This is a genomic window from Pseudomonas sp. SP16.1, assembly GCF_052682975.1.
Genome location: NZ_JBQYFZ010000001.1, coordinates 3,079,298 through 3,091,984 on the forward strand (window position 1 = coordinate 3,079,298; position 12,687 = coordinate 3,091,984).

Annotated in this window: 13 protein-coding genes; all 13 read right to left on the reverse strand. The window is 65.6% G+C overall.

Going from position 1 to position 12,687, the window contains the following annotated elements; all coding sequences use genetic code 11:
* Positions 1 to 77: 77 nt before the first annotated feature.
* The 13 genes from rnhB to pyrH all read right to left on the reverse strand — a co-directional run bounded on the left by rnhB (position 78) and on the right by pyrH (position 12,563).
* Positions 78 to 701 (reverse strand): ribonuclease HII, encoded by a 624-nt coding sequence (rnhB, locus tag ACUTAF_RS14710; protein WP_445580645.1) that lies wholly within the window; start codon positions 699 to 701, stop codon positions 78 to 80.
* On the reverse strand, positions 701 to 1,831 hold the full coding sequence (lpxB, locus tag ACUTAF_RS14715; protein ID WP_445580646.1) for a lipid-A-disaccharide synthase: 1,131 nt from the start codon (positions 1,829 to 1,831) through the stop codon (positions 701 to 703). Before lpxB ends, rnhB begins: the two co-directional genes overlap by 1 nt.
* The gene (gene lpxA, locus ACUTAF_RS14720) at positions 1,831 to 2,607 is read right to left on the reverse strand and encodes an acyl-ACP--UDP-N-acetylglucosamine O-acyltransferase (protein ID WP_445580647.1); all 777 of its coding nucleotides are present in this window, start codon (positions 2,605 to 2,607) and stop codon (positions 1,831 to 1,833) included. Before lpxA ends, lpxB begins: the two co-directional genes overlap by 1 nt.
* A complete protein-coding gene (fabZ, locus tag ACUTAF_RS14725) occupies positions 2,604 to 3,044 on the reverse strand; it encodes a 3-hydroxyacyl-ACP dehydratase FabZ (RefSeq protein WP_445580648.1) in 441 nt (146 codons plus the stop codon). The genes lpxA and fabZ overlap by 4 nt, the downstream gene beginning before the upstream one ends.
* A gap of 47 nt (positions 3,045 to 3,091) precedes the next feature.
* Positions 3,092 to 4,153 carry a UDP-3-O-(3-hydroxymyristoyl)glucosamine N-acyltransferase gene (gene lpxD / locus ACUTAF_RS14730; RefSeq protein WP_445580649.1) on the reverse strand — a complete coding sequence of 354 codons (1,062 nt, stop codon included), beginning with the start codon at positions 4,151 to 4,153 and terminating at the stop codon, positions 3,092 to 3,094.
* A 2-nt stretch (positions 4,154 to 4,155) separates the two neighbouring features.
* The gene (locus tag ACUTAF_RS14735) at positions 4,156 to 4,659 is read right to left on the reverse strand and encodes an OmpH/Skp family outer membrane protein (RefSeq protein ID WP_445580650.1); all 504 of its coding nucleotides are present in this window, start codon (positions 4,657 to 4,659) and stop codon (positions 4,156 to 4,158) included.
* Positions 4,660 to 4,702: 43 nt separating this feature from the next.
* Positions 4,703 to 7,063 carry an outer membrane protein assembly factor BamA gene (gene bamA, locus ACUTAF_RS14740; protein ID WP_445580651.1) on the reverse strand — a complete coding sequence of 787 codons (2,361 nt, stop codon included), beginning with the start codon at positions 7,061 to 7,063 and terminating at the stop codon, positions 4,703 to 4,705.
* Positions 7,064 to 7,136: 73 nt separating this feature from the next.
* On the reverse strand, positions 7,137 to 8,489 hold the full coding sequence (gene rseP, locus ACUTAF_RS14745) for a sigma E protease regulator RseP (RefSeq protein ID WP_445580652.1): 1,353 nt from the start codon (positions 8,487 to 8,489) through the stop codon (positions 7,137 to 7,139).
* 17 nt (positions 8,490 to 8,506) lie between these two features.
* The gene (gene ispC, locus ACUTAF_RS14750) at positions 8,507 to 9,691 is read right to left on the reverse strand and encodes a 1-deoxy-D-xylulose-5-phosphate reductoisomerase (RefSeq protein WP_445580653.1); all 1,185 of its coding nucleotides are present in this window, start codon (positions 9,689 to 9,691) and stop codon (positions 8,507 to 8,509) included.
* Positions 9,688 to 10,503: a phosphatidate cytidylyltransferase gene (locus tag ACUTAF_RS14755; protein ID WP_445580654.1), complete on the reverse strand. Its 816-nt coding sequence runs from the start codon at positions 10,501 to 10,503 to the stop codon at positions 9,688 to 9,690. Before ACUTAF_RS14755 ends, ispC begins: the two co-directional genes overlap by 4 nt.
* Positions 10,503 to 11,249, reverse strand: coding sequence for a polyprenyl diphosphate synthase (gene uppS / locus ACUTAF_RS14760; protein WP_445580655.1), 747 nt, complete (start codon positions 11,247 to 11,249; stop codon positions 10,503 to 10,505). Before uppS ends, ACUTAF_RS14755 begins: the two co-directional genes overlap by 1 nt.
* Positions 11,250 to 11,265: 16 nt before the next feature.
* Positions 11,266 to 11,823 (reverse strand): ribosome recycling factor, encoded by a 558-nt coding sequence (gene frr, locus ACUTAF_RS14765; protein ID WP_445580656.1) that lies wholly within the window; start codon positions 11,821 to 11,823, stop codon positions 11,266 to 11,268.
* The gene (gene pyrH / locus ACUTAF_RS14770) at positions 11,820 to 12,563 is read right to left on the reverse strand and encodes a UMP kinase (protein ID WP_445580657.1); all 744 of its coding nucleotides are present in this window, start codon (positions 12,561 to 12,563) and stop codon (positions 11,820 to 11,822) included. The genes frr and pyrH overlap by 4 nt, the downstream gene beginning before the upstream one ends.
* Positions 12,564 to 12,687: the final 124 nt, after the last annotated feature.

Genomic DNA, 12,687 nt, shown 5'->3' on the forward strand with positions numbered 1-12,687 from the left:
TAGGGCGCACCGGATCGCCGGCCGCCCGCCGCGAAGCGAACGGTCCGTGGCCCGATACGCTGCGGCGACCATCGCCCTCAAACGCCCAAGGGCGCTACACCGGAGAGACCTTCCAGCAGCGCCCGGACCGGCGCGAAGGAGCGCCGGTGGATCGGCGTCGGGCCGAGACGCTGCAATGCCTCGAGGTGCGCGGGCGTGGGATAGCCCTTGTGCCCGGCGATGCCGTAGCCGGGGTACAGCAGGTCCAGCTCGGCCATCTCGCGGTCGCGGCTGACCTTGGCCAGGATCGAGGCCGCGGCGATCGCCGGCACCCTGGCGTCGCCGCCGATCACCGGTGCGCTGGGCACCTCCAGCCTGGGGCAGCGGTTGCCGTCGATCAGCGCCAGCTTCGGTGTCACGCCGAGCCCGGCGACCGCGCGCTGCATGGCCAGCATGGTGGCGTGGAGGATGTTCAGGCGGTCGATCTCCTCCACCTCGGCGCGGGCGATGCACCAGGCCAGGGCCTTCTCGCGAATCTCGTCGAACAGCTTGTCGCGGCGCGCCTGGGACAGCTTCTTGGAGTCGTTGAGCCCCTGGATCGGCCGCGCCGGATCGAGAATCACCGCGGCGGTGACCACCGCGCCGCACAGCGGGCCGCGACCGACTTCGTCGACCCCGGCCACCAGCTCCTCGACCAGGGTGAAATCCAGTCCCAGCTGCATCAGCGGCAGGCCAGCCCGAGCACCGCCTCGGCCGCCTGCTGCGAGGCGTCGCGGCGCAATGCGCGATGAATCACGTCGAAGCCTTCGGTCTGTACCTGGCCGCCGTCGATCAGGGGCGCCACCGCCTGGGCCAACGCCTCTGCGGTCGCCGCATCCTGGATCAACTCCGGCACCAGCAGGCGCTCGGCCAGCAGGTTGGGCAGCGAGATGTACGGGCTCTTCACCAGGCGCTTGAGAATGCGATAGGTCAACGGCGCCACGCGGTAGGCCACCACCATCGGCCGCTTGTACAGCAAGGCTTCCAAGGTCGCAGTGCCGGAGGCGATCAGCACCGCGTCGCAGGCCGCCAGCGCCTCGTGCGAGCGGCCGTCGAGCAGGGTCAGCGGCAGATCGCGGCTGGCCAGCATCTGCTCCAGCTGCGCCCGTCGCTCCGGCGTGGCGCAGGGCAGCAGGAAGCGGATGCCGGGGCGCAGGGCGCGCAGGCGAATCGCCGCATCGAGAAACAACTCGCCCAGCCGCGCCACCTCGCCGCCACGACTACCGGGCAGCAGGGCCACCACCGCCCCGTCCTGCGGCAGGTCCAGCGCCTCGCGCGCCGCGCCGCGGTCGGCCTGCGCCGGTATGGCGTCGGCCAGCGGGTGGCCGACGAAGCGCACCGGCACCTGGTGCGCGTCGTAGAACTGCGCCTCGAAGGGGAACAGCGTCAGCATCAGGTCGCAGGCATCGCGAATCTTCAGCACGCGCTTCTGCCGCCAGGCCCACACCGAGGGGCTGACATAGTGCACGGTTCTGATCCCGGCGCGGCGCAGCTTGAGCTCCAGGCCCAGATTGAAGTCCGGTGCATCGATGCCGATGAACACATCCGGCTTGGCGGCGATCAGTTCGCGCGCCAGCTGGCGACGACGGCCGAGCAGCTCGAACAGGCGGCCGAGCACCTCGACCAGGCCCATCACCGCCAGGCGCTCCATGGGAAAGGAGGATTGCAGGCCCTCGGCCTCCATGCGCGCACCGCCGACGCCGATGAACTCGGCGTCCGGGTGTTGGGTCTTGATAGCCTGCATCAGGCCGGCGCCGAGAATGTCGCCGGATGCCTCACCGGCCACCAGCGCAATACGCAACGGCCTGTCCATCAGCGGGTGATGCCGCGGGTGGATGCCTGGATGGAGTCGCGAAACACCGCCACTTCCGGGTACTGCACGGACAGCTCGGCCAGCTCGGCCAGCGCCTGCTCGACGGTCAGTCCCTGACGGTAGACCAGCTTGTAGGCCTTGCGCAGGGCGGCGATGGCCTCGGTGGAGAAACCACGCCGGCGCATGCCCTCGAAGTTCATGCTGCGCGCTTCGGCCGGGTTGCCGAACACGGTGACGTAGGCCGGCACGTCCTTGCCGATGGCGGTGCCCATGCCGGAGAAGCTGTGCGCGCCGATGCGGCAGAACTGATGGACCAGGGTGTAGCCGGAGAGGATCGCCCAGTCGTCGACCCAGACATGCCCGGCCAGCGCGGTGTTGTTGACCAGGATGCAGTGGTTGCCGATCACGCTGTCATGGCCGATATGGGCGTAGGCCATGATCAGGTTGTGGTCGCCGATGGTGGTTTCGCTGCGATCCTGCACGGTGCCGCGATGAATGGTGACGCCTTCGCGGATCACGTTGTGATCGCCGATCACCAGGCGGGTGGGCTCGCCCTTGTACTTCAGGTCGGGCGTGTCCTCGCCCACCGAGGAGAACTGGTAGATGCGGTTGTGCTTGCCGATGACGGTCGGGCCCTTGAGGACCACGTGGGGACCGATCACCGTACCCTCGCCGATCTCCACATCGGGTCCAACGATCGACCAGGGGCCGACCTGGACGCCATCCGCCAGCTTCGCCGACGGATCGATAATGGCGCGAGGGTCAATCAAACTCATAGCTTGCGTTCCGCACAGATGATTTCGGCCGAGCAGACTTCCTTGCCATCGACGCTGGCGCGGCACTCGAATTTCCAGATGCTGCGGCGGTCGCTCAGGTACTTGGCTTCCAGGATCAGCTGGTCGCCCGGCAGTACCGGCGAGCGAAAACGCAGCTTGTCCGAACCGACGAAATAATAGAGGGTGCCGTCGGCCGGCTTCACGCCCATCATCTTGAAGCCGAGGATGCCGGCCGCCTGGGCCATCGCCTCGATGATCAGCACGCCCGGCATGATCGGGTGCTCGGGGAAGTGCCCGTTGAAGAACGGCTCGTTGATGCTCACATTCTTATAGGCGCGAATGCACTTGCCCTCGACGTCCAGGTCAGCCACGCGATCCACCAGCAGGAAGGGATAGCGGTGCGGCAAGTATTCGCGAATTTCGTTGATGTCCATCATGTCCAGATAAGCCTGTAAGAAAAGGAAGGAGCGCGGGCAGAGCCGGCCTAGGCCTCATCAGATGAGTCGTTCGCGCTCGGGGTCACGGCGGCCAGCTGTTTTTCCAGCTCACGCAGACGCCTGGCCATCTCGTCGAGCTGACGAATGCGCGCCGCGCTCTTCTTCCACTCCCCCGCCGGCTGCATGGCAGTACCGGAAGAATAGGCGCCTGGCTCGGTAATCGAGCGGGTGACCATGGTCATACCAGTGACGAACACGTTGTCGCAGACCTCGATGTGCCCGACCATGCCGACGCCACCGGCGATCATGCAGTTGCGGCCGATCTTGGTGCTGCCGGAAATGCCGCAGCAACCGGCCATGGCGGTGTTGTCGCCGATCTGCACGTTGTGCGCGATCATGATCTGGTTATCCAGCTTGACGCCATTACCGATCAGGGTATCGGACAGCGCACCGCGATCGACGGTGGTGTTGGCACCGATCTCGACGTCGTCGCCGATGGTCACCCCGCCGATCTGGGCGATCTTCTGCCAGACGCCCTTTTCGTTGGCGAAGCCGAAGCCCTCGCCGCCGATCACCGCGCCGGACTGGATCACCACCCGCTTGCCGATGTGCACGTCGTGGTAAAGCGTCACCCGCGGCGCCAGCCAGCCGCCTTCGCCGATCACGCTACGCGCACCGACCAGGCAGTGCGCACCGATGCGGACACCTGCGCCGATCCGCGCACCGGCCTCGATCACCGCATAGGCACCGATACTGGCGCTCGGATCGATCTGGGCGTCGGCCGCCACCACGGCGCTCGGGTGTACCCCGGCAGGCGCTAGCGGCTTGGGGTCGAACAGGTGCGAGAGCCGGGCATAGGCGAGATAGGGGTTGGCGACGATCAGCGCGTCGCCGGCATAGCCTTCGGCGTCGGCGGCGGTCAGCAGCAGCGCTCCGGCGCGGGTCTGCGCCAGGTATTTGCGGTACTGGGCGTTGGCAAGAAAGCTCAGCTGCTCGGGCCCGGCCTCCTGCAAGGTGGCCAGGCCGCTGATGCGCTTGCCTTCGGCGCCACGCAGGGTTGCGCCGAGGCGCTCGGCCAGCTGGCCGAGGGTAAAGACTGTTGCCGTCATGATCAGCGCATCTGGTTCATGCGCTCGATGACCTGGCGGGTGATGTCGTACTGGGGTTTGACATCGATCACCGCACCGCGCTCGAGCACCAGGTCGAAGTTACCCTTCTTGATCACCTCTTCCACCGCCTTGTCCAGGTTCGGCTTGAGCTTGGCCAGCATCTCGCGGTCGGCGATGGCCTTGGCCTCGTTCAGCTCCTTGGACTGGAACTGGAAGTCGCGGGCCTTCTGCTTGAACTCCAGCTCGAGGCGCTCGCGCTCGGCCTGCTGCATCTTCTCGCCGTCCTTGACCATGCGGTCCTGGATGCGCTTGGCGTCGCTTTCCAGGGTCTTGAGCTTGTTCAGCTGCGGGCCGAACTTCTTCTCGGCATCGACCGCGTAGCGCTTGGCCGCATCGGACTCGAGCAGGGCCATCTGATAGTTCAGCACGGCCACCTTCATCTCGGCGAACGCCGGAGTGGCGATCAGGGCGGCGGTGAACAGAACCAGTTGAGTCAACTTACGCACAATGCACTCCTGCAACAAAACTGTTGGCTTTCGGTGAATAGGTTTAGAAGGTCTGACCCAGGGAGAACTGGAACACCTGGGTATCGGCATCATCGGGCTTCATTACCGGCATGGCCAGGCTGAAGCTCAGCGGACCGAGCGCGGTGATCCAGGTCAGGCCGACGCCCACGGAACTGGCCATATTGCCGAAATCGATATCGCAGGTATCGCTGAGCTGCTTCTGGCTGGAGGTGCAGTTGGTGTCGAAGACGTTGCCCACATCCCAGAACAGTGCGGTACGCAGCGAGCGCTGGTCCTTGACGAAGGGCATGGGGAACAGCAGTTCGACGCCACCCTGCACCAGCACGTTGCCGCCGAACGGCAAGGGATCCTGATCCGGATCGAGCTCGGTGCCCGGATTGCTGCCGTCGCTCGGCGTGCTGCGCGGGCCCAGGCTGCTGTCTTCGAAGCCGCGCACGGAGTTGAAACCGCCGGCGTAGTAGTGTTCGTAGAATGGCAGTTCGGCGGTGGAGCCGTAGCTGTCGCCGTAACCCAGCTGGGTATGGAAGCGCAGGGTGTAGTTGTTGGTCAGCGGGGTGAAGACCTGGCCACGGTAATCGAGCTTATAGAACGACAGATCGCTGCCCGGAATGGTGGTTTCCAGGACCAGGCTCTGAGAATGGCCTCGATTGGCCAGCACGCCGCGGTTCAGGGTTGAGTCGGACCAGCCGATGGAGCCCTTGAAGTTCAGGTAGCGATCGCCTTCCTGCTCAATGAAGTCGAAGATCTCGTCGACGGTATAGAGGCCGGTGTCGATGCTGTCCTGCTGCACGGTCAGGCCGTAGGTCAGGCGCGAAGTCTCGCTGATCGGGTAGCCGATGCTGAGGCCGGCACCCAGGCTGTCGACCGAGTAGCTGGAGACGTCGACGTCGAGCTCGTCGTAGTCAGTGGTGCGGTAGAAGGCGTTGTAGCCCAGGCTGACGCCATCCACCGTCCAGTAGGGATCGACGAAGCCGAAGCTGTAGCGGGTCTGGTACTCGCTGCGGGTGAGGCCGACGCTGACCTTGTTGCCGGTACCGAGGAAGTTGTTCTGGCTGATCGAACCACCAAGGATCAGACCGGCGTTCTGGGCGAAGCCGACGCTGGCGGTGATCGAACCCGAGGGTTGTTCCTCGACGCTGTAGTTGACGTCGATCTGATCGTCGGTGCCAGGCACCTGCGGGGTCTCGACGTTGACTTCCTTGAAGAAGCCCAGACGCTCGAGGCGGGTCTTGGACTGGTCGATCAGGTAGGTCGAGGCCCAGCCGCCTTCCATCTGACGCATCTCGCGACGCAGCACTTCGTCCTCGGACTTGGTGTTGCCGCGGAAGTTGATGCGGTTGACGTAGGCGCGCTTGCCCGGATCGACGAAGAAAGTGATAGAGACGGTGTTGTCCTCGTCATGCGCTTCCGGCACGCCGTTGACGTTGGCGAAGGTGTAGCCCTCGTTACCCAGGCGACGGGTGATCAATTCGCTGGTGGTGGTCATCACCTTGCGCGAGAAAACCTGCCCTTCCTTGACCAACAGCAGCGTACGCACGTCCTCTTCCGGCACCTTGAGGTCGCCGGACAGCTTGACCTCGCGAACGCTGTACTTCTCGCCCTCATCGACGTTGACGGTGATGTAGACGTGCTTCTTGTCCGGGGTGATCGACACCTGGGTCGAGCTAATGTCCATATTGATGTAGCCGCGATCCAGGTAGTAGGAACGCAGGCGCTCCAGGTCACCGGAGAGTTTCTCGCGGGCGTATTTGTCGTCGTTCTTGAAGAACGACAGCCAGTTCGAGGTCTTCAGCTCGAACAGGTCGATCAGGTCTTCATCGGAGAATACGGTGTTGCCGACCACGTTGATGTGCTGGATCGCGGCGACCGTGCCTTCGTTGATGGTGATCTTCAGCGCCACGCGGTTGCGCGGCTGGGGAATCACCTCGGCCTCGATCTCGGCCGAGTAGCGCCCCTGGGCCACGTACTGGCGCTGCAGCTCGTTGCGCACGCCCTCGAGGGTAGCGCGCTGGAAGATCTCGCCCTCGGCCAGGCCGGACTGGTTCAGACCCTTGAGCAGGTCCTCGGTGCTGATGGCCTTGTTGCCCTCGATCTCGATACCGGAAATCGACGGACGCTCGACCACGGTGATGACCAGCACGTCGCCATCGCGGCCAAGCTGGATGTCCTGGAAGAAACCGGTCTTGAACAGGGCGCGAGTGGCATCGACCAGCTGACGGTCGTCGATCTGTTCGCCGACGTTCAGCGGCAGCGCACCGAACACGCTACCGGCGGAGACCCGTTGCAGGCCATTGACGCGTATATCGGAGATGGTGAAGGACTCGGCGTGAACTTCGGCGATCATCAATGCGGACAGCACCGCAGGTAGCAGCAGACGTTTCATGAAGTCCTTTCTTATTCCAACTGGCGATAAAAAATCTGCCGCACGAGGCGACAGATTTGTAATTCAGCAATGGCTACAGACGGCTGAGGTCGTTGACCAAGGCCAGCAGCATGACGCCGATGACCAGACTGATACCGATCTGCATCCCCCAACCCTGAACCCGCTCCGACAAGGGGCGACCACGCACCCACTCGACCAGATAAAACAGCAGATGCCCACCGTCCAGCACGGGGATGGGCAGCAGATTGAGAACCCCCAGGCTAATGCTCAGATATGCAAGGAATTTCAGGAAATCCCCGAGCCCTGACTCAGCCGAAGCGCCCGCCACTTTAGCAATGGTTATCGGCCCGCTCAAGTTTTTTACCGAGAGCTCCCCGAACAGCATTTTCTTCAACGAATCGAGGGTCAACAGGCTCATCGCCCAGGTCTGACGCACCCCTTCGGCCACCCCTTCGAGCGGTCCGTAACGCACTTCGCGAAGCATTTCCGGCGGCCATTCGACACCCCGTACGCCGGCGCCGAGGTAGCCGCTGCGCGCCTCGCCCTCGCCGCGCGCGGCCAGTGTCAGCGCGATGTCCTGGACCTGCCCGGCGCGCTCGATGCGCAAAGTGATCGCCTTGCCGGGCAGCGCTCGCACGCGATCGACCAGCTCCTGCCAGTCGTCCAGCGGCTCGCCGTCGAGCGCCAGCAGGCGGTCGCCGGCCTGCAGCCCGGCAGCCTGCGCCGGCCCCTTGGGATCGAGCTCGGCCAGCACCGGTTCGAGCGCTGGCCGCCAGGGCCGCACCCCCAGAGAACCGATCGGGTCCGGCTCGTCGACGCCACGCAACCAATTGTCCAGCCGCACCTGCTTGGGCGTCTCGGCGGTGGAACCGGGTTCGATCACCCGAATATCGAGTACGCCGCTCTCACCGAGGCGCCGTACCAACTGCAGATTGACCGCCGCCCAGCCACTGGTGGGCTCGCCGTTCACCGCGACGATCTCCTGGCCCACCTGCAGCCCGGCCACCTCCGCCAGGCTGCCTTCCTGCACCGCGCCGATCACCGGTCGCACCTGCTGACTGCCGAGCATGGCGACGAACCAGAAGAACAGCAGCGCCAGGAGGAAGTTGGCCAGCGGGCCGGCCGCGACTATGGCGATGCGCTGGCGTACGCTCTTGCGGTTGAAGGACTGCTCGAGCAGCGCCGCCGGCACCTCGCCCTCGCGCTCGTCGAGCATCTTGACGTAGCCGCCCAGGGGGATGGCGGCGATGACGAACTCGGTACCCTGGCGGTCATGCCAGCGCAGCAGCGGCGTGCCGAAGCCCACGGAGAAGCGCAGCACCTTGACCCCGCAACGCCGCGCCACCCAGAAGTGCCCGTACTCGTGGAAGGTCACCAGCACACCCAGGGCGATCAGGGTGCCGACCAGCATATACAGCCCGCTCATCTATTCTCTCCGGCCCGTCAACGACGGGCGAGCCACTCGACAGCCAGGGCGCGCGCCTGGCGATCGACCTCGAACACCGCATCGAGCGATTCGACCGCCTGCACCGGCTGCGCGTTCAACACCGTCTCGATCATACGCGCGATATCGCCGAAACGGATGCGCCGCTGCAGGAATGCCTCGACCGCCACCTCATTGAGCGCATTGAGCATGGCCGGCGCACTGCCACCGGCCTGAGCCGCCTCGCGCGCCAGACGCAGGCAGGGGAAGCGCTGCGCATCGGGCCGCTCGAAATCCAGGCGACCGACAGCGAACAGATCCAGCGGCGCAACCCCCGAATCGATGCGTTCCGGCCAGGCCAGCGCATGGGCGATCGGCGTGCGCATATCCGGGTTGCCCAGTTGCGCCAGCACCGAGCCGTCGACGTAGTCAACCAGCGAATGGATCACGCTCTGCCGGTGGATCACCACCTCGATCTGCTCGGGCCGCGCGTCGAACAACCAGCAGGCCTCGATCAGCTCCAGCCCCTTGTTCATCATGCTCGCCGAGTCGACCGAGATCTTGCGCCCCATCGACCAGTTGGGATGGGCGCAAGCCTGTTCGGGCGTGACGTGCTCCAGCTCGGCCAGCGGCGTCTCGCGGAACGGCCCGCCGGAGGCAGTGAGCAGAACCCGGCGCACGCCGACCGCCTGCAGGCCGCGAGCATAGTCGCCGGGCAGGCACTGGAAGATGGCATTGTGCTCGCTATCGATCGGCAGCAGGGTGGCACCGCTATGGCGCACCGCCTGCATGAACAGGGCGCCGGACATCACCAGCGCCTCCTTGTTGGCCAGCAGCACCTTCTTGCCGGCTCGCACCGCGGCCAGCGTCGGCCTGAGCCCGGCGGCACCGACGATGGCGGCCATCACGCAGTCAACCTCGTCGTGGGCCGCCACCACGCACAAGCCCTCCTCGCCTACCAACACCTCGGTCGCCAGGTCGGCGCCGCGCAGGCGCTCCTGCAACTCGAGCGCCGCGTCAGCGTCGGGCACCACTGCATATCGCGGGCGATGCCGCACGCACAGGGCCGCCAGCTCGGCGAGCCGGCTGTGGCCGCTCAAGGCGAAGGTGCTGTAGCGCTCCGGATGGCGCGCGATCACGTCCAGGGTACTCAAGCCGATGGAGCCGGTCGCCCCCAGCACGGTGATCCGCTGCATCGCGCTCACAACGCCCCCCAGCCGGCCAGCCAGAGCAGCACGGCGAACAGCGGAATGGCCGCAGTCAGGCTGTCGATGCGGTCGAGCACGCCGCCATGGCCGGGCAGCAGGTTGCTGCTGTCCTTGATCCCGGACTGGCGCTTGAACATGCTCTCGGTCAGATCGCCGACCACCGAGACCAGCACCACCAGCGCCGCACCGCCGAGCGCCAGCAGCAGACCGCCAGCGCTCCAGCCCTGCTGCAAGCCGACCGCCAGGGTGATCAACAGGCTGGCAGCGAGGCCACCGTAAAGCCCTTCCCAGCTCTTGCCGGGGCTGACCCGCGGTGCCAGCTTGCGCTTGCCGAAGGTCTTGCCGGCGAAGTAGGCGCCGATATCGGCGCCCCACACCAGCACCATCACCGCGACGATCAGCGCATTGGCCTGCGGCCACTGCTTGAGCAGCACCAGCCCCTGCCAGGCCGGCAGCAGAATCAGCAAGCCGATCAGCAGACTGCCGGGCAGGCCGCCCCAGTAGCGGCTGCTGTCGGGATAGTTCAGCACCAGCAGCGTGGCCAGCGCCCACCAGAGCACTGCAGCGAGCAGCAACAGCGGCGCCAGCGCCGGCAGCAGATACAGGGCGAACAGCAGCACCGCCACCGCCGCCGCATAGGCGACACGCTGGGGCTGGGCGGCGAGGCCGGCCAGGCGCGCCCACTCCCAGCCACCGAGAACGACCACCGCGCCGATGAACAGGGCGAACGCCGCCCCGTCGAGCAGGAAGAACCCGACCAGGGCGATGGGCAGCAATACCAGCGCCGTGATGATTCGCTGTTTCAACATTAGGAGCGCGCCTCGGCTTCCACCTGCTCGCTGGTCTTGCCGAAGCGACGCTGACGGGTAGCGAAATCGGCCAGCGCCTTGCGCATGGCGTCGTGCTTGAAATCCGGCCAGTAGAGGTCGGAGAAGTACAGTTCGCTGTACGCCAACTGCCAGAGCAGGAAGTTGCTGATGCGGTGCTCGCCGCCGGTACGGATGCACAAGTCCGGCAGCGGCAGGTCGCCCGTGGCCAGGCAGCCCTGGAGCAGGCCCGGGGTGATGTCCTCGGGCTGCAGATGGCCGGCCTGTACCTCACGTGCCAGGCGCTGGGCGGCCTGGGCGATATCCCACTGACCGCCGTAGTTGGCGGCGATCTGCAGGATGAAGCGGCGATTGCCGGCAGTCAGCGCCTCGGCCTCGCGCATCGCCGCCTGCAACTCTGGATGAAAGCGCGAACGATCACCGATGATGCGCAGGCCGATGTCGTTGTCCTGCAGCTTCTTCGCCTCGCGCCGCAGCGCAGCGAGGAACAGCTCCATCAGCGCGCCGACCTCCTCGGCCGGACGCTGCCAGTTCTCGCTGGAGAAGGCGAACAGCGTCAGCACCTCGACCCCCGCCTCGGCACAGACCTCGATCACCGCGCGCACCGCGTCGACCCCGGCCTTGTGCCCTGCCACTCCCGGCAACAGGCGCTTGCGGGCCCAGCGGTTGTTGCCATCCATGATGATGGCGACGTGCCGTGGCACCGCGCCCTGCTTGCTCTTGTCCATGTCGCTGTCCTGGCCGTCAGACGGCCATCAGATCCGCTTCCTTGGCCTCCAGGGCCTTGTCCACATCGCCGACGAACTTGTCGGTGATCTTCTGCAACTCGTCGGCGGCGCGACGCTCTTCGTCTTCGCTGATTTCCTTGGCCTTGGACAGCTTCTTCAGCTCGGCCAGGGCGTCGCGACGCACGTTGCGCACGGCAACCTTGGCATCTTCGGCCACGCCGCGCGCCTGCTTGGTGTAACCCTTGCGGGTCTCCTCGGTCAGGGCGGGCATCGGCACACGAATGGTGGTGCCGGCGCTGCTCGGGTTCAGGCCCAGGTCCGAGGTCAGGATGGCCTTCTCGATGGCGGCGCTGAGGCTCTTGTCGTGGGCGACGATCTTCAGCGTACGCGCGTCCTCGACGGTGATCGCGGCCACCTGGTTCAGCGGCATGTCGCTGCCCCAGGCCGGCACCTTGATGCTGTCCAGGATGCTCGGGTGGGCGCGGCCGGTACGGATGGAGGCCAGGTTACGGTCCATCGCCTCCAGCGACTTGCTCATGCGCACCTGGGCGTCTTTCTTGATGTCGTCGATCATTGTGCATCCTCCTCGATCAGGGTTCCTTCGGCGCCGCCGACCACTACATTGAGCAGGGCGCCCGGCTTGTTCATGTTGAAGACCCGCAGCGGCATCTTGTGGTCGCGGCACAGGCAGATGGCGGTCAGGTCCATCACGCCCAGCTTGCGATCGAGTACCTCGTCATAGGTCAGGTGCTCGAACTTCTCGGCATGCGGGTCCTTGAACGGGTCGGCAGTGTACACGCCATCGACCTTGGTCGCCTTCAGTACCACGTCGGCATCGATCTCGATGGCGCGCAGGCAGGCAGCGGAATCGGTGGTGAAGAAGGGGTTGCCGGTGCCGGCGGCGAAGATCACTACCTCGCCGCCCTTCAGGTGGCGCATGGCCTTGCGCCGGTCGTAGTGATCGGTGACGCCGACCATGGAGATTGCCGACATGACGATGGCGGGGATGTTCGAGCGCTCCAGCGCGTCGCGCATGGCCAGGGCGTTCATCACTGTAGCCAGCATGCCCATGTGGTCACCGGTGACCCGGTCCATGCCGGCGGCGCTCAGGGCGGCGCCGCGGAACAGGTTGCCGCCGCCGATCACCAGGCCGACCTGCACGCCGATACCCACCAACTGCCCCACTTCCAGGGCCATGCGGTCGAGCACCTTGGGATCGATGCCGAAATCTTCCGAGCCCATCAGGGCCTCGCCGCTGAGTTTGAGCAGAATGCGTTTGTAGCGAGGTTGGCGACCAGTCGTCTGCTGAGCCATTGCAAGTCTCTCCTGCGGCGATATGAATTCTGTGGCGACGCCTGAGCATCGCGATTATCCGGCACTTCGAGCGTGCCGACGACCGTTAGTTGCACGGCCGCCACTGCATTTGTCGCCCCTTATT